We start from the raw sequence: 20,657 nt of genomic DNA, 5'->3' as shown, positions 1-20,657 counted from the left end.
AGTTGTTATGTTTAAATAATTATATTAGTTTAAAAGCGTGCCAAGATACGTTTTTTTGGAATTTTTTCAGCTATTTCCTTACACTTATTTCAATGATTTATTAACAACTTTATTTTGCTTTTTAGTTAATAAATTAAGCGTTTTTTAACGCTTTTATTGTTATTTTTTTTGTCTCTTAGCTGTCAGGAGTTCCTTAAGGGTATGGTTTTTGTTTTTCAAACACTAATTCACTAAATTTACAATACCAATTATATATTATGGATGATAATTTTTCACCAAGAGTAAAAGATGTTATTACATACAGTAAAGAAGAAGCCCTTCGTTTAGGACACGACTTTATTGGTACTGAACATCTAATGCTAGGCATTTTAAGAGATGGTAACGGAAAAGCTATTCATATACTTAATAACCTTGCAGTCGATTTAGACCATTTACGCAGGAAGGTAGAAATACTGAGTCCGGCCAATCAAAGCGTTGAAGTAAATGCCGAAAAGAAAAATCTTCATCTTACGCGACAGGCGGAACGAGCACTGAAGACAACCTTTCTGGAAGCTAAAGTATTTCAGAGCTCGTCAATTAGCACGGCACACCTGCTTTTATGTATCTTACGAAACGAAAACGATCCAACAACCAAGCTGTTGAATAAGCTAAAAATAGATTATGACATAGCTAAAGAACAATATTTAAATATGACTCCAAACGAAGAAGAATTCTTAGAAAACTTGCCAAGAAACGAATCGTATAATGATGATTCAGGACAAGATGACAGTCTTAAAGAAAGTAGTTTCAATAATCCAGCCAATAAGTCAAACAAAAAATCCAAGACTCCGGTTTTAGATAATTTTGGGAGAGATTTAACAGAAATGGCAGAAGAAGGAAAACTTGATCCGGTTGTAGGACGCGAAAAAGAAATTGAACGTGTTTCTCAAATCCTAAGCCGTAGAAAAAAGAACAACCCTCTTTTAATTGGAGAACCCGGAGTTGGTAAATCTGCTATTGCAGAAGGACTTGCACTGCGTATTATCCAGAAAAAAGTTTCTCGTATTCTTTTCAATAAACGTGTGGTTACTCTGGATCTTGCCAGTTTAGTAGCAGGAACAAAATACCGCGGTCAGTTTGAGGAAAGAATGAAAGCCGTTATGAACGAGCTGGAAAAAAACGACGATATCATTCTTTTCATTGATGAAATTCACACTATTGTAGGTGCTGGCGGAGCAACAGGTTCTCTTGACGCTTCAAATATGTTCAAACCTGCTTTAGCAAGAGGCGAAATCCAATGTATTGGTGCTACAACTCTTGATGAATACAGACAATATATTGAGAAAGATGGTGCTCTTGAAAGACGTTTCCAAAAAGTAATTGTTGAACCAACATCTGTTGAGGAAACTATTGCAATTTTGAACAATATTAAAGACAAATACGAAGATCACCACAATGTAACTTATACCCAGGAAGCAATTGAAGCTTGTGTTAAATTAACAAACAGATATATGTCTGAGCGTTTTTTACCGGACAAAGCTATTGATGCTCTTGACGAAGCAGGTTCTCGCGTACACATTACTAACATTGATGTTCCGAAACAAATTCTTGATTTAGAACGTCAGTTAGAAGAAGTGCGTGAAAACAAAAACATGGTAGTCAAAAAACAGAAATATGAAGAGGCTGCCAAACTTCGTGATGACGAAAAACGTATCGAAAAAGATCTAGCTGTTGCGCAAGAACAATGGGAAGAAGATTCTAAAAATAACAGAATTGAAGTTACAGAAGATAATGTAGCCGATGTTGTTTCTATGATGACCGGAATTCCCGTTAACAGAATTGCACAAACAGAAAGTAATAAATTAGCCAAATTACCTGAATTAATTCAGAACAAAGTAATTGGTCAAAACGAAGCAGTTTTAAAAATTGCACGTTCTATTCAACGTAACAGAGCCGGACTTAAAGATCCTAACAAACCTATTGGTTCGTTTATCTTCTTAGGTCAGACAGGAGTTGGTAAAACACAATTAGCGAAAGTTTTAGCAAAAGAATTATTCGATTCTGAAGATGCGTTAGTACGTATTGACATGAGTGAATACATGGAGAAATTTGCGATCTCTCGTTTAGTTGGAGCGCCTCCGGGATATGTAGGATATGAAGAAGGCGGACAATTGACTGAAAAAGTTCGTAGAAAACCATATTGTGTGGTACTTTTAGATGAGATCGAAAAAGCGCATCCGGATGTATTTAATATGATGCTTCAGGTTCTTGATGATGGATATTTAACAGATAGTTTAGGTCGCAAAATCGACTTTAAAAATACTATTATTATCATGACATCAAATGTTGGAGCGCGTCAGTTAAAAGATTTTGGTCAAGGTGTAGGATTTGGAACTGCTGCGAAAGTAGCTCAGGCCGATGAAAACTCTAAAAGCATTATCGAAAATGCATTGAAAAAAACTTTTGCTCCTGAATTCTTAAACAGAATTGATGATGTAATCGTATTCAACGCATTAGAGAAACATGATATTGATTTGATTATCGAAATTGAACTTGCAAAACTATATTCCCGCGTTTCAGAATTAGGATACAAATTAAACCTTACTGATAAAGCAAAAGCGTTTATTGCAGAGAAAGGTTTCGACAGACAATTTGGAGCAAGACCTCTAAAAAGAGCAATTCAAAAATATGTTGAAGATTTATTGGCAGAAGAAATCATAACTTCAAAAATACATTCAGGTGATGAAATCTTAATGGATTTAAAAGACGATGATTCTCAAGAACTTTCTGTAGAAATACACAAAGCCGAAGAACCAACAAATCAATAAATTAGTTAAAGTTTATAACAAATTTAATTTACCCGTTACGTTTTCATAACATAACGGGTATTTTTTTTAGATAAATTACTATCTTTAGTAAAAGCAAATAGCTATTTTTGGCTATTAAATTCTATAAAAAAATAATAACGTATGCTTCAAAACAAAGTCATTTTAGGTAGTGAAGAATGGTGCGCATTTCCAGAACTAGGAATTCCAACAATCAAAGCTCGTGTTGATTCTGGTGCTAAAACTTCGGCAATGCACGCTATAAACATAGCTCCTTTTATAAAAAATGATGCCAATTGGGTGAAATTTGATATTAATCCAATTCAGAATAATATTAAAACCATCATTCATTGCGAAGCTCCGTTGGTTGATAAAAGAATTGTAAAAAGTTCGAGCGGTTTTAGAGAACATCGTTATGTGATTCAAACCAGCATAAAACTTGGCGATGTAAAATGGCCTATTGAAATGACATTGACCAATAGGGATTCAATGGGTTTCAGAATGCTTTTAGGACGTGAAGCAATGAGCGGACGTGTATTAGTTGATCCTGAAGAAAAATACATGTTAGGACAACCCTCTCCTGAAGCATTAAAAGAATTGTACCAAAATTCAGAAAAAGCGACTTCTGGTTTGCGAATTGGACTTTTAGCCAGTAATCCTGAATTATACAGCAACAAAAGAATCATGGAAGCGGGTGAAATGCGCGGTCATGAAATGCACTTTTTGAATATCAAAGAATGCTACATGAAACTGGATGCAAAAACACCGGAAATTCATTATCGCGGTGGAAAAATCCTAAATCAATTTGATGCGATTATCCCTAGAATTAGACCAAGCATTACTTTTTACGGGTGTGCCCTAACGCGTCAATTTGAGGCTTTGAAAGTTTTCGTTTTAAATTCGGCTTCTGCCATAACACAATCGCGGGATAAATTATATTCATTACAATTGCTTTTGAATAGCGGAATTGATATTCCAACAACCGGTTTTGCCAACTCTCCTCTGGATACTGACAATTTAATTAAAATGGTTGGAGGTTCACCTTTAATTGTAAAATTATTGGAAGGAACACAAGGAAAAGGTGTTGTTTTAGCTGAAACCAAAAAAGCTGCAGAAAGTGTTATCAATGCGTTTAAAAGTTTAAATGCAAACATTCTGGTTCAGGAATTTATTAAAGAAGCGAACGGAAAAGATATTCGTTGTTTTGTAATCGACGGAAAAGTGGTTGCGGCAATTCAGCGCGAAGCAATGCCTGGAGAATTCAGAGCAAACATTCATCTTGGAGGAACAGCTTCTGTGATAAAAGTAACTGCCGAAGAAAAAAAGATCGCAATAAAAGCAGCAAAAGCAATGGACTTAAAAGTAGCCGGTGTTGATATTATCCGTTCTTCAAAAGGTCCCTTATTACTTGAAGTAAACTCTTCGCCAGGTCTTGAAGGAATTGAAGGCGCAACAAATAAAGATATTGCAGGAGAAATGATCAGAGCAATCGAGAAGAATTTTAAGCTGTCTTAATTTCTCATTCCATAATATTCATTTAGACTTAATGTCTGACAATTAATTTAGCAGCTTTGTCAAAGTTTTAAAACTTTGACAAAGCTTTTTTAAATCTAAACCCTGAAAAATATGGTGTTTCCTTATTTAGATATTATTTTAAGAAGTGCGGCAGTTTATTTTTTCATGACAATTGCACTGCGAATTTTTGGTAAAAAAGAACTTTCGCAATTAAATACTGCCGATATTATTCTGATTTTACTGATTAGTAATTCGGTACAAAATGCAATGGTTGGACCTGACACAAGTCTTTGGGGAGGTTTGGTTGCTGCTTTGGTTTTATTTGTAATCAACTTTATAATCAAAAAGCTAACGCATAAATACAAAATCCTTAACGACTTACTGTTAGACAAACCTGAAATTTTAATTCACGACGGAAAACTGGATTTTGACGCTCTGAGCAAATTAGACATTTCGCACGACGAATTAAAAGAAGCGATGCGTGAACATGGTTTAGAACATTTTACAGATGTAAAGCTTTGTATGTTAGAAATTGACGGTACTATAAGTGTTATTTCTGAAGATAAAAAACATCTCAAACAAACGCATTACACGCGAAAACACAATCATAAAAATTTTAGAAAATAAATTAAACCACAGCTAAAACACTGATAATCTGCAATTAAATTGTTTTTAATAAAAAATTATAGCTATATACTTTGTTATACTATGTATTTTGTTATACATTTACAAAATGAATGAAACATTTGTAACAAATTGGAAATCACAGGTAAAGAAAGGCACGCTAACTTTCATTATCCTGAACGTGCTCAAAAATAGTGAGTACTATGGTTATGAACTTATAGAACAAATAAGGAAACATACCGAAATAGAAATCGCCGAAGGAACTCTTTATCCTTTAATGAACCGGTTGAAAACTGAAGAACTAGTTGATTCAAAATGGGTCGAACAAGAAACCGGAATTCCAAGAAAATATTATTCATTAACCGAAGCCGGAATTGAAACTTTAAGTCAGATGAATATCTACTGGGAGAATCTGGAAAAATCAATCAAAAAAATCATCCAATGAAAATAGAAGACATCAAATTTGAACAAAAAGCTTCACAGAGAATTTATAACGATTATATGAAGCGCATTAAAAAAGCAACTTCTTCGTTATCAAAAATCAATCAGGATGATATTTATATGGAATTCAATAGCCATATTTATGAATCTATTCAGCATAAAAACAAGACAAACGAAATAGATTCGCTTTTAGACATTATCGAAAAGTTAGGAATTCCTGAGGAAGTTTTAAAACCACTTATCGCAGATAAAAAATTGGAACAGGCAACAAAAACCTTTAATCCTGTTCATGTATTCAAAGCACTGATATTGAACTTTACCAATGGCGTTTCATATATCTTTTTCTTTGTTTTATATCTTTTCCTTTTTGGTTTTGTCTTCCTGATTTTTGCCAAAATATTCTATCCGTCACTTGTTGGATTGCATATCAAACCCGATTCTTATTCTGTTTTTATATTGGGGATAGTGAATCCTGAAAGTGACTTAAAAAAACAAACTATAGAAGTTCTTGGCAACTGGTTCATTCCTGTGATGTTACTTTCAATCGTATTATTTTATTTCCTAATAACCTTATTACTAAAACTCAAAAAATCAATCAACCAAAAAACCTTATCATGAAAAAAATTATTATTGCCAGTTTATTTGCTCTTATCACCGCGAGCGGGTTCAGCCAAAATTTCAATCCACAAAGATTAGACAGTTTATTTCTTCTTTTAGAAAAGAACAATAAATTCATGGGAAGCATCGCCATATCTGAAAACGGAAAAACTATTTACACTAAATCAATTGGTTTCGATGACATTACAACTTCAAAAAAATCAAGTATAAATACAAAATATAGGATTGGTTCTATTTCTAAAACCTTTACTGCTGCTTTGATTTTTAAAGCTGTACAAGACAAAAAAATCAACTTAAACCAAACTATTGACAAATATTTTCCAACAATAAAAAACGCAAAAACAATTACAATTAGCAACTTATTAAACCACAGAAGCGGCGTTCATGATTTTACCAATGATCCTGATTATTTGAATTGGAACACTGAATATCAATCAAGAGCCAAAATGATTGAAAGAATTGCTGCCGGACCTACAAGTTTTGAACCTGACACAAAAGGTCAATACTGCAATTCGAATTACATTTTATTATCATACATTCTGGAAGATGTCTATAAAAAATCGTACGGAGACATTCTCAACCAACAAATTATCAAACCTTTAAATTTGAAAAACACCTATTTAGGAGGGAAAACTACTTTAGATAAAAACGAAAGTTATTCCTATAATTTAACCGGAAAATGGCAAAAAGAAAAAGAGACTGACATGTCAATTCCAATTGGTGCAGGAGCTATAGTTTCTAACCCAACAGATTTAAATATTTTTATTGAAAGCCTTTTTGCAGGAAAAATTATTTCGATTGAACATTTAAATCAAATGAAAAGCATAAAAGACAAATACGGAATGGGAATTGTTGAGATTCCATATTTCGAAAAAATCAGCTATGGGCACGGTGGCACAATTGATGGCTTTAGATCTATTGTAAACTATTTCCCTACAGAAAAACTAGCAGTCGCTATTACTTCAAACGGAGCGATGGGTTATGACAACAACAACATTTTATTGTGTGCTTTAAGTTCTTATTTTAACAAGCCTTTTACAATGCCAACTTTTATTGATTTTGTTGTTGCTCCGGCAACCTTAGATTCTTATTCCGGAATATATGCAAGTACAGAAATCCCAATAAAAGTAACTATTTCTCAAAAGAATAATATAATGACCGCACAAGCAACAGGACAACCATCTTTTCCTTTAGAAGCTACTGCTGTTAATATTTTTAAATTTGACGCTGCCGGAGTTGTACTTGAATTTAATAATGACAAAAAAGAAATGATTCTAAAACAAGGCGGAAAAAATTATTCGTTTACTAAAGAATAAATTCAGAAATAAATCAAACATAAAGCCAGTTTCAATAAAGAAACTGGCTTTTTTTATTTCCAAAACTGATACCATTTTCTATTTTTATAACCAGTATTCATTTCTTTAACGGTTTGATTATTCAACCCAAAAGATTTTAGTCTATGATTTAGATTTACAAGAATGTAATCCTGTTCTTTTGGAAATTTTTCGGCTATAAACTTATAATGTTCTAAAAGTTTTTGATCTGCTACTCCATCTAAGGCTTGCAATACGGTGTGAATAACTCTGTTTGAATTATCTCGCAACCCGATAATAAATGTATCTATATAATTACTTTTATTCTCTAATTGACCAAGCGAGTAATAAGCATTCACTCTTATTTCTTCATTATCTTTTAGAGTATAAGGGATAATAATATCACCGTAATCAATATTCATTTCTTTTAGCAAATAAGTGCAAAATCGAAAAGTTTCAATATCACCTATTCTTTCAACATTCGACTTAATAAAATCCAGCCAATCTGAGCTTTTGTCTTTTGCATACCAAAACACAAACTGAAAAACTGTCAAAAAACTCTTTTGCGTAAAATCAATTAAATAAGGAAAAGCTCTTTCATAATCAAACTTAGTCAGTGTTTGAAGCAGTATTTTTTGAAATTCACCAACACTTAATTTATATTGTTTCTCCAGAATATCCAGAGTTTCTAAATCAAGTTGCTCTTTTTTTAAAATTCCATTCAAACATTCTATTTTAGTATTATTTTCATTGGTAGAAAAATATACTTCTAAAATATAACCTGACGTTCCTCCTAATGTATATTGGAACAAATCAGGCTCAAGCATCATTACGTTTTCTGGAATAATTTCATCCAGCCATCTTTCATACCAATCTAAAAAGTTGGCTTCAAAAGCAAAATATGGTTTCTGTCTGTCAATATCAACATTTACGACTCTTCCCTTAAATTCACCATTTAAAACAAGTGCATAAAAGTAAGTACAACCCTGAGTACCGATTGGCAATAATCCTGAAAATATTTTTCCTAATTCAAGATCAAAATCCTCATCAGAAATATCGTCATTATCTTCAATATTTTTCGTTAATGCTGCCCAAAACTCATTTGTCATTTTTGGATGGAAACTGCAATCTCGTTTTAGATATTCTTTTGTATTTTCAGCAATAAATTCATCTACATTTTTACCCAAAGGATAAATTCCATAAGAAGGTCCAGCGGCAGAATTTCCGAATGAAATTCCACCATTGCCTATATCAAGTAAAAATACTTTATAACATTCCGGAAGTTCTAAATTGTATTCTTTTTCAAATTCTAAAATTTGATCTTTATTTACTGGTTCTCCTAAAATATATTGGTGACTTTCTGCGCCAAATACCTGTAAATCTTTATCATTATTTTTTGCAAGGATTAACTTCTTTTTAATTCTCGCTATTTGATTTATTTCCTCCATTATAAGCTTGATCTCTTCATTATTTCAATGTAAATATAAATACATTATCATTTTAAAACAATAAATATCATGCAACAAAAAAGCCAGTTTCAATAAAGAAACCGGCTTTTTTTTTATGTTTTAAAATGTAATTTTAATTCTCACATTGTACAAATATCATTTTACTATTTAATAAAAACACTTAAAAGAAAATAAACAATACCTGCTAAAAGAGCTGAAATAGGAATCGTTAATATCCAAGCCCAAATCAAACTTACAGTAACTCCCCAACGAACGGCAGAAACACGTTTTGTTAATCCAACCCCAATGATAGAACCTGTAATTGTATGTGTTGTACTTACCGGAATTTTTAAATGCTCTGTAAAGTAAAGTGTCAAAGCACCAGCAGTTTCAGCAGCAACACCTTCAAATGAAGTCACTTTTGTGATTTTAGAACCCATTGTTTTCACAATTTTCCAACCACCACTCAAAGTTCCCGCAGCAATAGCAGAATAACACGCTAAAGGAATCCATCCCGGCATTACTCCTTTTATACCTAAATCATCATTTGGCAAAACTACATCTAACCATGAAGTCAGATGCGTTCCCGGAGGGCTTGTATGAATAAACACCGCTACGGCAGCAGCAATAATACCCATTACTTTTTGAGAATCATTTCCACCATGTCCTAAACTGAAAGCAGCAGAAGATAATAATTGCATTTTTTTCAAAGCAGCATCAGCCTGATGTAAATTCAAACTACTGAATATCAAACAAAAAGCACTTACTGTCAAAATGATAAAAGCTACTAAAAACCATTTAATATTATGCGGATCAAAAGCTACACTCCAAAAATGGGAATCAAATCTAGGCTTATCAATCTCTGCATAAGGAACCATTAAACTGCTAACTAACCAAATAGTACCAATCATTAAAGCTACTGTGAAAATTTTTGGTCCAATAACTTTACGAGATGCGTTCAATAACCAGATCGAAATTAAGTATGAAGCTAAAGCTCCTAATAAAGGTGCTAAAACAATAAAAGCAATAATAATAAGAACTCCTGAAGGCATTCCTCCATCTTTTCCTGATTTGTACCAGCTTACAATTTCGTACCAATAATGTGTTGTTCCATCTTCTCCAACATAACCTGAAAAACCGTGTACAGCTATAGCATGAGCAACTGCTGCTCCTGCAAAACCACCAATTAAAGTATGTGATGAACTTGAAGGAATCCCTAACCACCAGGTTAATAAATTCCAACAAATAGCTGCAATCACACCAGCAAGAATAACAACAAGGTTAATCTCCATAGTGTGCGCTGTTTTTGCAACGGTATCTGCAACACCAAATCCGAAAACCCAATATGCCAAAAAGTTAAAAAATGCTGCCCAAAGAACCGCCTGAAAAGGCGTTAGAACCTTTGTAGCAACAACTGTTGCAATAGCATTTGCCGCATCATGAAAACCATTGATGTAATCAAAAATTAAGGCTAATACTATAATAATTATAAGTAGCGTCATAAATTATAACTTCAGAATGAAATAAATTGAATTTAAGAATGTTTTACAGAAATAGATTCCAGTATGTTTGCAACACTCTTACATTTATCTGTTGCTGATTCTAAAACAGATAACACCTCTTTATATTTAATAATATTTTTAGCGTCTGTTTCGTTTTCAAAAATTTCAAAAACTGCTTTGTTATAAACGTTATCTGACTTGTTTTCTAATTTATTAATTCTCGCACAAGCGTCTTTAATAACTTTAAAATTCTTTAAGTTTCTCAATTCTTTTACTGCACTATCAATGTTTTGACAAGCTTCAAGATTGATTTCGGTCATTTTTCTGATAGATTTTGTAATCTTATCAACCTGATACAATCTCATTCTGCTTGCTGCTCCGTGCAAATAATCTGCAACGTTATCAATAGAAGTAATCAATGTGTGAATATCCTCTCTGTCAAACGGAGTAATGAAATTTCTACTCAATTCAAGATTGGTTTGACGTGTAATGTCTTCTCCTTTTTGCTCTAATTCGTCAATTTTTTGAAAAAGAACTTCTCTTTCTTTCAACGGAAGATTTACAGCTTCGTGTAAATTAGAAGCTAATTCAATTAAATTGCTTGAAGCTTCTTCAAAAAGTGGAAAGAATTTCTTGTCTTTCGGCACTAAAAATTGGAAAATACTGTTTATTGACATTTTTATATTTTTGATAGTGCAAAATTACTTCATTAATGTTTTGCAATGTTAAGCCATTGTTAACAAATCGTTTTCAATTTGGAAACTATCAAGGAATGAAACCGTGTTTTCAATGTCATAATGTAAGATTCTATCTTCCTTAACAAGTGGCACAACTTCTCTGTAACTGCTCAAAAACATCTCAATAAAATCACTTGATTTTAAAGGTTCTCTGTAGGCAATTGCCTGTGAAGCATTCAACAATTCGATCGCTAAAATACGCTCTAAATTATGTAAAACACGCAACGCTTTTGTAGCTCCGTTTGCGCCCATACTTACGTGATCTTCCTGCCCGTTACTTGATACAATACTATCTACACTTGCCGGAGTTGCCAATTGTTTATTTTGACTTGCAATACTTGCCGCAGTATATTGCGGAATCATTAATCCTGAATTCAATCCGGGATTATCAACTAAAAATGCCGGAAGATTACGCAATCCTGAAATCAACTGATAAGTTCTTCTTTCAGAAATACTACCTAATTCAGCCAAAGCTATTGCCATAAAATCTAAGGCTAAAGCCAAAGGCTGCCCGTGGAAATTTCCTCCTGAAATAATCTGATCAGCTTCAATGAATATATTTGGATTATCGGTAACCGAATTAATTTCGGTCTTGAATACTTTTCGAACATAATCAATCGCATCTTTTGACGCTCCATGAACTTGTGGCATACAACGGAAAGAATACGGATCCTGAACGTGTTTTTTCTCCTGAGCAATAATTTCGCTTCCTTCCAGAAATTCATTAATGCGTTGTGCGGTAATAATTTGTCCTTTATGCGGACGTATATAATGTATCAATTCGTTAAAAGGCTCACTTCTGCCGTCAAAACCTTCTAATGAAATTGTCCCGATTAAATCAGCCAAATAGGAATACTTGTACGCTTTTATCAAAATATGCGCTCCGTAAGCACTCATAAATTGAGTTCCGTTCAATAAAGCCAAACCTTCTTTTGACTGTAGAACAATTGGTTGCCAGTTAAAATGCTTTAAAACTTCTCGCGAAGCTACTTTTTTTCCTTCAAACCAAACTTCGCCTTCTCCTAATAATGGTAAAGATAAATGTGCCAATGGTGCTAAATCTCCAGAAGCTCCTAAAGAACCCTGAGTATAAATAACAGGTAAAATATCATTGTTATAAAAATCAACTAAACGATCTACAGTTTGCAATTGAATTCCTGAATGTCCGTAGCTTAACGATTGAATTTTAAGCAACAACATTAGTTTTACAATTTCAGACGGAACTTCTTCACCTGTTCCGCAAGCATGCGACTTTACTAAGTTTTCCTGAAGTTGTGATAAATTTTCATTCGAGATTTTCACATTACAAAGCGATCCAAATCCTGTATTGATACCATAAATAGGTTCAGAATGTGAAGCCATTTTTTTATCTAAATAATCTCGGCATTTCTGAACATTTACTTTTGCTTCCTCTGATAATTCAAGTGTTTTTTGATTCACTATTATTTCTTGTAAGGCTTCTAAACTTAAGGTTTCAGTACTTATATAATGGATTTCTCTCATGGTGTTTGTATTTTAAGACATCAAAAATCAGCAAATCAATATTAAAAAGCAACATTTGTTCATAATAATTAAAAATTAGACAATTCCGATTCCTGACTTTTATCTATTTCATAATCCTTATCAGACAAAAAATCAGCTCTTTAAATTTATAAGAATTGAATTATAAATTTTTAAAGATTATAATTCAAAAAACATTTCCTATTTATCATATAGGATAAAATCAGTATGTTTCTGAGTCATTTTTTTACCGAAATCATCATTGACACAATTTCAATGTCTCGATAAAAAGTCCTAAATATATGAATAAGTCATCTTTACCGATTTAAATTTAATAAATACTCAATATTGCTTTGGTGGGAATTGAATTATTAAAATATTCGCAAAAAGAAAATTAGAGTTTTTACCTTTTATAAAAAACTGTACTTTTGAAAAACCAAAATGAAAAGTAACAGCGCAAAATATCAATCTTCGATATCAACTCCAACCAGAGTTGCAATTACTGCTGCAACAATTTCTACTACAACAACTACTACCCCTTAGGGGTATACATTTTTACATATAATCCTGGTTATCTATATTTTTTTCCCGAAAGAAGAAAGGTTTTGGATACATAAAAAACATTTACAAATAAAAAAAAATAGTCGCAGTTTTCAGTTTCAGTTCACAGTTGATAACCTTTGAACCTTTGTCACTCAAAATCTTTGCACCTTATTAAAAAACACAAAAATGAAAGTATTAAAATTTGGCGGAACTTCGGTTGCCAATGCTCAAAATATAAAACACGTTCTAGAAATTATAAACAAAAAATCTCAACAGGATAAATTAGTTGTTGTTGTTTCGGCGTTAAGCAAAGTGACCGATTTATTGCAATTAGCAGCAGCAAAAGCAGCAGCAAACGACGAAAGTTTTAGAGATATCGTTGCCGAAATTGAAAAAAAACACCTTGATACACTTAAAGAATTAATTCCTGTAAGCGAACAAAGCGGCTTATTAAGTCACGTAAAAAGAATCATTAATCATCTTGAAACTTTGTTAGACGGCTGTTTTTTATTAGGCGAATTATCTCCAAGAACTTCTGATACAATTTTAAGTTTTGGCGAATTACTTTCATCCTATATTATTGCGCAGGCATATCAGCAAATTGATAAAAGTGTCGTGTATAAAGACAGCCGCGAACTGATAAAAACCAATAATAATTTTGGTAAAGCAGTTGTAAATTTTGAAGTTTCAAATCAATTGATTCAGGAATATTTTGCCGAAGATCAATCGAAAATAAATATTTTACCGGGATTCATTTCTCAAACTCTGGACGGAATCACTACTACTTTAGGTCGTGGCGGGTCTGATTATACCGCTGCAATTATAGCCGGAGCTCTTGAAGCTGAACAACTTGAAATCTGGACTGACGTAAACGGAATGTTTACTGCAAACCCAAAAATTGTTAAACAAGCGCAGCCAATTGCAGACATCTCTTATCAGGAAGCGATGGAATTGTCGCATTTTGGAGCAAAAGTGTTATATCCGCCAACAATTCAGCCAGTTTTAAGAAAAAATATTCCAATTTTAATCAAAAATACTTTTGAGCCGGAAGCTGTAGGAACTTTAATTTCTAATCAGGTTTCCTCAAAAGATACGGTTGTAAAAGGTATTAGTCATATCGATAATATTTCGTTGATAACTCTTGAAGGTCCTGGAATGATTGGAGTTTCGGGTTCATCAAAACGTTTGTTTGAAGTATTATCTCAGGAAAAAATCAATGTTATTTTTATCACTCAGGCTTCTTCTGAGCATTCTATTTGCATCGGAATTTTAAATTCGGATGCTGAAAATGCCGAAGCTGCGATCAACAAAGCTTTTGAAGTTGAGATTCTTCAAAACAAAATCGATCCTGCCATTGTAGAAAAAGATCTTTGCATTATCGCTCTTGTTGGAGAAAACATGAAAAATCACCAGGGTTTAAGCGGAAGAATGTTTAGCACTTTAGGAAAAAACAATGTAAACATCCGTGCCATTGCGCAAGGTGCATCTGAACGTAATATCTCGACTGTAATTAACGAAAGAGACGTTAAAAAAGCATTGAATACTTTGCACGAAAACTTCTTTGAAGAAAATACTAAACAGCTGAATTTATTCGTAATGGGAGTTGGAAATGTGGGTGAAAAATTCATCGAGCAAATCCACAATCAGAAGAAATTCTTAAAAGATAATTTAAAGATAAATGTTCGTGTTATCGCTTTATCAAACTCCAGAAAAATGCTTTTTGACGAGGACGGAATTTCTCTAAAAGACTGGAAAGCGACTTTAGATAAAGGCGAACACGCTATTCCGACAGAATTTATTGCTCGTGCCAAAGAACTGAATTTACGTAACAGCATTTTTGTGGATATTACAGCAAATTCGAGCGTTGCTGAAACTTATGAAAAATTCTTAAAAGAAAGTATTGCGGTTGTAACTTGTAATAAAATTGCTTGTTCATCTGCTTACGATAATTATAAAAAACTAAAAAGTTTATCACGTCAATACAACGCTCCGTTTTTATTTGAAACTAATGTTGGCGCGGGATTGCCAATTATTGATACGGTAAAAAACCTAATTGCTTCGGGCGATAAAGTGCATAAAATTCAGGCCGTTTTATCAGGAAGTTTAAACTTTATTTTCAATAATTTTGATAAAGACAATTCTTTTCATGATGTTGTAAAAGAAGCCGGAGTACAAGGATTTACAGAACCGGATCCTAAAATTGACTTAAGCGGAATTGACGTTGCGCGTAAAATCTTAATCCTAATTCGTGAAAGCGGTTACGAAATGGATATTGACGCCATCGCCAACGAATCGTTCCTGCCAGCCGATTGTTTAGCAACAACAAACAACGAAGACTTTTTTGCATCATTAACAAAACATGCTGCTCATTTCGAAAAAATATATGAAGAAGCTTTAGCCAAAGATTCAAGATTGAAATATGTAGCAAAATTCGAAGACGGAAAAGCAAGCGTCGGATTACAATTCATCCCAAAAGATCATCCTTTTTATAACCTTGAAGGAAAAGATAATATCGTATTGTTCTACACAGATCGTTACGTAGATCAGCCTTTATTGATCAAAGGCGCCGGTGCCGGAGCTGCGGTAACTGCATCAGGGATTTTTGCGGATGTAATTAGGATTGGAAATAATTAAAGAAGGTACAAAGGCTCAAAGGTGCAAAGGGACAAAGTTAAAAACCTTTCAACCTATGAACCTTTGCCACTTTGAACCTAAAATAAAAATATCGAGTAGCAAAACCTCTGAACCTTTGAGCCTTTGCCACTCTGAACCTTAAAAAAAATGACACAAATAAAACTCTTTTGCCCGGCAACTATCGCGAATCTTTCGTGCGGATTTGACGTACTTGGACTTTGCTTAGACAATGCGGGTGATGAAATGATTGTTCGAAAAACAGATCAAAAAGGAATTCGCATTACTAAAATTGTGGGTGCTGATTTACCTTTAGAAACCGAGAAAAATGTTGCGGGCGTGGCAGGTTTAGCGATGCTTGAAGCTTACGAACTAGATTTTGAACCGATAAATTTTGGTTTCGAAATCGAAATCTACAAACACATAAAAGCTGGAAGCGGAATAGGAAGCAGCGCCGCAAGTTCTGCCGGGGCAGTTTTCGGGATTAATGAATTATTAGGAAAACCATATTCCCGCAAAGATTTGGTGCAATTTGCAATGCAAGGCGAGAAATTAGCCAGCGGAAACGCTCATGCTGACAACGTTGCTCCTGCCCTTTTAGGCGGTTTTACTTTGGTAAGAAGTTATGCTCCGCTTGATATTATCAGAATTGATAGTCCGGAAGAATTATTCGCAACGGTAGTTCATCCTCAAATTGAGTTGAAAACCTCGGATGCGCGTTCGGTATTAAAACAAACCGTTTCCCTAAAAAGTGCGATCATGCAATGGGGAAATGTGGGCGGATTAATTGCCGGATTATACACAAAAGATTACGATTTGATAGGAAGATCACTTCATGACGAAATCGTAGAACCATTAAGAAGCGTTTTGATTCCGGGTTTCGATTTAATCAAACAAACCGCTCTTGAAAACGGTGCGTTAGGTTCTGGAATCTCCGGTTCTGGTCCGTCGATTTTTGCTTTAAGCAGAGGAAAAGAAACCGCTGATAAAATTGCCAAAGCCATGAGCCATGTTTACGAAAACATGAATTTGCCATATGAAATTCACGTTTCGAAAATTAATCCGGATGGCGTAAGAATTATATAACACTAATTTCACGAATTTACACAAATTGGTTTGTGGAATAGATAAAAAATTAATTAAACGAATTTATACGTCGCAAATTGTCAGACTGAGCGAAGTCGAAGTCCCGCAAAGTATGGCACGCAAAGCATAAACACACAGTTTGTCATTTCGAGGAACGAGAAATCACATAACGTAACCACACAGAACGTTGCTCTCTGGATGCGATTTCTCCTCCGTCGAAATGACAAAACGAGACTTGAAAACCAAATAATTATTGGAATTTGGAATTTGAAAAATTGGAATTTGATAATACAGAAAGTCTATTTTCTATACTCTATTCTCTTTTTTCTAAAATCTAAAATCTAAAATCTAAAATTAGAAATGAAATACTATAGCTTAAACCATAATGCACCCGAAGTTTCTTTTAAAGAAGCCGTAATTCAAGGATTAGCGAGTGATAAAGGATTGTATTTTCCGCAAAATATTACGCCTTTAAATCCTGCATTTTTTAATGTAATCGAAAATCTAACGCATCACAATATTGCTTTTGATGTGATTCAGCAATTTGTAGGCGATGATATTCCGGAGGATTATTTAAGAGAAATCATAGCCGAAACTTTATCTTTTGATTTTCCGGTTGTGGAAGTTGAAAACGGCATTTATTCGTTAGAATTATTCCACGGACCAACAATGGCTTTTAAAGATGTTGGAGCGCGATTTATGTCACGTTGTCTGGCGTATTTTAACAAAGACAAAAAAGACAGTAAAAATACTGTTTTAGTAGCGACTTCGGGAGATACGGGCGGAGCTGTTGCAAGCGGATTTCTTGGCGTTGACGGTGTTGATGTCGTGATTTTATATCCGTCAGGAAAAGTGAGCGACATTCAGGAAAAACAATTGACAACTTTAGGAAAAAACATTAAAGCTCTGGAAGTTGATGGCGTTTTTGATGATTGCCAGGATATGGTAAAAAAAGCGTTTTTAGATGAAAGTTTAGCGCATAAAAACCTGACTTCGGCAAATTCTATTAATATTGCGCGTTGGTTGCCGCAAATGTTCTATTTTTTCTTTGCCTACAAAGCGTTGAAAAGCCAAAACAAACCGTTGATTTTTTCTTGTCCAAGTGGAAATTTCGGGAATATCTGTGCGGGAATTATGGCTAAGAAATTAGGTTTGCCAATTGAGCATTTTGTAGCGTCTACAAACGTAAACGATACGGTACCAAGATTTCTAGAAAACGGAAAATACGACCCAAAACCTTCAAAAGCAACAATCTCTAACGCAATGGACGTTGGAAACCCAAGTAACTTTATCAGGATTCAGGAATTGTACAACAACGACTTAAAATCTTTCGAAAAAGATTTCTCTTCTTATAGTTATACTGACGAAGAAACTCTTGAAGCTCTAAAAAATATTTATAGCAAAAATGGTTATATCGCAGAACCTCACGGTGCTGTTGGATATTTAGGTCTGAAAAAAGAACTTCAAAAACATGAAAATGCGATTGGTGTTTTCTTAGAAACGGCACATCCTATTAAGTTTCTGGATGTTGTAGAACCTGCTTTGGCAATTACACTTCCTATTCCGGAACAAATTGAAAGTGTTATTAATGAGGAGAAAGTTAGTGTGAAGATTAAAACTTATGAGGAATTGAAGAATTTTTTGGGATAATAATTATCTATTTAGTAAAAAAAATTCAACCACAGATTACATGAATTTATTTTGATGTAATTTGTGGTTTTAAAATTTTATTTTGAATTAGTTTTTTGTAAGTAAAATTATTATGTTTGATTAATTATTCTTAGACATAATTATAAAAGCATAAATTAAATAAATTATATGGGAATCCCAATTATTAAGAATAATATCTCCTTAACACCTCATAATTTCTATAATGATTTCCTAGTCGATCTTGCTAGCTATTATAAAAGTGGTCAAGTAGATCCTATAGAATTTGATTTAATTAATGATAATGACTTTGACTCTTTATTTGGTAAATATCATATTGATCCTATTACCATACCATTATTACTAAGTATTGCAGAACAATTAAAAAAATTCCACAAAAAACCACTTAAACTTAACCTTACAAACAACTCTGGTACAATCAATTTACTAGAATTCCTTGATAAGTGTAACTTCTTCAAAATAAGTGGTAAAAACACAAATCCAACTTTTCCGATTGGAAAAAATATTTTTAATTTTAATGAAGCCTATCTCGGTAATTTTAGGGGAAACAATCAACGTGAAGATCATAAAGTAAGATCATATTCATTACAGGATGATAATTTAATTAATGAATTAAACGGATTTTCTAATGAAGAAGATAAAAGAGATTTTTTGGTTGAATATTATATCTATAAAGTTAAAGACCACTTTTCAGAACTTTTAGTCGACAACGAACTTACATTTAATCAGCATAATTTATTTATTGATATACTTTCAGAATTAATAACAAATGGTGTTTTACATTCTCAATCAGACACATATGCTTTAATGTTTGTTGACAGATATAAAACTAAATTTTCCATATCAGATAATGGGATTGGATTAGAAAAATCATTAAAGACTAAAACTCCAACATCTTATTATAGTACAATGAAATTATCAGTAGAATTATCCAAACATAATTCTTTATTAAAATTTCCAATTGAAATTATCAATAATTTCCATTCTATATTTGAAGCATTATATTATTCAATGCTAAAAGATCGAGCCGGGCTATTTGATTTAATGTGTACTGTTGTTTTAACATGTAAAGGCTATTTTAGACTACATACGGAAAATTCTCAAATAATAATTTCTAATAGAATGTTGGAGAATTTGATCAATTTAAATTCTCTACGTGAATTAATTTCCGAAGTTCATAATAGATTTATTTATGGAAAGATTAATAAATCTGAGCACGAAGAATTGATCATAAAATATTCATTCAAATCATTAGAACTATTTAAAGAATTTTATTTAGATACTATTAATAAATACAATAAAGATATTAAGTTTTCATCAGTAAGATTCTATCCTGTAAAATTTAAAGGAGTCCATATTGAAGTAGAAATTCCAAATAAATAGAATATATGGTAATATCAAAAATCATTACAGACGATTATATTTATTTTAATTTACATGCTGAACAAATTGTAAATTCTAATTATTTAGAGAATAATTTCTCTGGAATCTATGAGGACAAACTTAGTCTTTCAACTATCCTTAAAATAAAAGATAATCTAGATGATAATATTGAAAAAAATATTATTAAAAATATCATACTTGATTTTAATAATATTCGTTTTTGTCAACCAAATTTAAAATCAAAATTTGTGGACTTAAGGTCATCCGGATTTGTTATTTGTTGTATAAATATTCTCTCTCAGATAGTAAATGAATTAGGATTTGATGCTATTCAAAATAAACTTAATTTAAAAAACACTGATTATGATTTTTTTGAAAAATATTATTTATTTGAAGAAACAAATAAATTAACCGATTTAAAAATAAGTGTTTCAGAAATTTTCAAAATCAAATTTAAAAATTTATTAAAAGTTCATATTACAGAATACGCAAAGCCACACACCTCTTCCTATGTTTACATAAATTCATATGTCGATTTAAAAAAATTCATTTCCTATCACAAGGATTTTTCACTTTTTGCAATTTATAAACTTGCTTTGAAAATTAAATCTGAATGGTTTGATGAATTACAAGAAGACCCAATTTTAGTTTGTCAAAGTATGAACAGTTCTTATATTGTTTCTATTCTCTCAACTCTTTTACAATTAGATATTTTAATTGGATCAAGAACAAAACCTGGGGAGGAATGTCAAAATAAAATCAGAAATTTGCAATCTAAGAATTTGATATGACTCCTATAGATCTTTTAAAATTTATGCTTCCTGATTTTTTAGTAGAACATTTT

15 protein-coding genes are annotated in these 20,657 nt (G+C 32.6%); 11 read left to right on the top strand and 4 right to left on the bottom strand.

From position 1 onward, the window contains the following. Positions 1–257: 257 nt before the first annotated feature. The 6 genes from KHA90_RS21870 (at position 258) to KHA90_RS21845 (ending at position 7,318) form a co-directional block, all read left to right on the top strand. Positions 258–2,807: an ATP-dependent Clp protease ATP-binding subunit gene (locus KHA90_RS21870; protein WP_213306623.1), complete on the top strand. Its 2,550-nt coding sequence runs from the start codon at positions 258–260 to the stop codon at positions 2,805–2,807. A gap of 141 nt (positions 2,808–2,948) precedes the next feature. Beyond that, on the top strand, positions 2,949–4,319 hold the full coding sequence (rimK, locus tag KHA90_RS21865) for a 30S ribosomal protein S6--L-glutamate ligase (RefSeq protein WP_213306621.1): 1,371 nt from the start codon (positions 2,949–2,951) through the stop codon (positions 4,317–4,319). A 111-nt stretch (positions 4,320–4,430) separates the two neighbouring features. After that, positions 4,431–4,946, top strand: a complete 516-nt coding sequence (locus tag KHA90_RS21860; RefSeq protein ID WP_213306619.1) for a DUF421 domain-containing protein — start codon at positions 4,431–4,433, stop codon at positions 4,944–4,946. A gap of 106 nt (positions 4,947–5,052) precedes the next feature. Beyond that, a complete protein-coding gene (locus KHA90_RS21855) occupies positions 5,053–5,388 on the top strand; it encodes a PadR family transcriptional regulator (RefSeq protein ID WP_213306617.1) in 336 nt (111 codons plus the stop codon). Further along, positions 5,385–6,002: a DUF1700 domain-containing protein gene (locus KHA90_RS21850; protein WP_213306614.1), complete on the top strand. Its 618-nt coding sequence runs from the start codon at positions 5,385–5,387 to the stop codon at positions 6,000–6,002. The genes KHA90_RS21855 and KHA90_RS21850 overlap by 4 nt, the downstream gene beginning before the upstream one ends. Further along, entirely contained in the window at positions 5,999–7,318 is a 1,320-nt protein-coding gene (locus KHA90_RS21845; RefSeq protein WP_213306612.1) for a serine hydrolase domain-containing protein, read from the top strand. Before KHA90_RS21850 ends, KHA90_RS21845 begins: the two co-directional genes overlap by 4 nt. A 53-nt stretch (positions 7,319–7,371) precedes the next feature. On the opposite strand, the gene KHA90_RS21840 is transcribed toward KHA90_RS21845, so the two are convergent. The 4 genes from KHA90_RS21840 to hutH all read right to left on the bottom strand — a co-directional run bounded on the left by KHA90_RS21840 (position 7,372) and on the right by hutH (position 12,505). Continuing rightward, positions 7,372–8,763, bottom strand: coding sequence for an SMI1/KNR4 family protein (locus KHA90_RS21840; RefSeq protein WP_213306609.1), 1,392 nt, complete (start codon positions 8,761–8,763; stop codon positions 7,372–7,374). Between the two features lie 164 nt (positions 8,764–8,927). Continuing rightward, entirely contained in the window at positions 8,928–10,265 is a 1,338-nt protein-coding gene (locus tag KHA90_RS21835; protein ID WP_213306606.1) for an inorganic phosphate transporter, read from the bottom strand. Positions 10,266–10,297: 32 nt separating this feature from the next. Continuing rightward, entirely contained in the window at positions 10,298–10,942 is a 645-nt protein-coding gene (locus KHA90_RS21830) for a DUF47 domain-containing protein (protein ID WP_007810732.1), read from the bottom strand. A gap of 48 nt (positions 10,943–10,990) precedes the next feature. Then, a complete protein-coding gene (hutH, locus tag KHA90_RS21825) occupies positions 10,991–12,505 on the bottom strand; it encodes a histidine ammonia-lyase (RefSeq protein ID WP_213306603.1) in 1,515 nt (504 codons plus the stop codon). 726 nt (positions 12,506–13,231) lie between these two features. On the opposite strand from hutH, the gene thrA reads away from it, so the two are divergent. The 5 genes from thrA (at position 13,232) to KHA90_RS21800 (ending at position 20,604) form a co-directional block, all read left to right on the top strand. Beyond that, positions 13,232–15,679: a bifunctional aspartate kinase/homoserine dehydrogenase I gene (gene thrA / locus KHA90_RS21820; RefSeq protein WP_213306600.1), complete on the top strand. Its 2,448-nt coding sequence runs from the start codon at positions 13,232–13,234 to the stop codon at positions 15,677–15,679. A gap of 147 nt (positions 15,680–15,826) precedes the next feature. Then, positions 15,827–16,762, top strand: coding sequence for a homoserine kinase (locus KHA90_RS21815; RefSeq protein WP_213306597.1), 936 nt, complete (start codon positions 15,827–15,829; stop codon positions 16,760–16,762). Positions 16,763–17,122: 360 nt separating this feature from the next. Continuing rightward, positions 17,123–18,412: a threonine synthase gene (thrC, locus tag KHA90_RS21810; protein WP_213306594.1), complete on the top strand. Its 1,290-nt coding sequence runs from the start codon at positions 17,123–17,125 to the stop codon at positions 18,410–18,412. Between the two features lie 168 nt (positions 18,413–18,580). Next, complete coding sequence (locus KHA90_RS21805; protein ID WP_213306591.1) at positions 18,581–19,813, top strand: hypothetical protein; 1,233 nt, start codon at positions 18,581–18,583, stop codon at positions 19,811–19,813. Between the two features lie 5 nt (positions 19,814–19,818). Beyond that, positions 19,819–20,604, top strand: a complete 786-nt coding sequence (locus tag KHA90_RS21800; RefSeq protein ID WP_213306588.1) for a hypothetical protein — start codon at positions 19,819–19,821, stop codon at positions 20,602–20,604. The last annotated feature ends 53 nt before the right edge of the window (positions 20,605–20,657 follow it).

This window comes from Flavobacterium psychroterrae (assembly GCF_018380615.1).
Taxonomy (GTDB): domain Bacteria; phylum Bacteroidota; class Bacteroidia; order Flavobacteriales; family Flavobacteriaceae; genus Flavobacterium; species Flavobacterium psychroterrae.
This window is presented reverse-complemented; position numbering and strand designations above follow the sequence as displayed.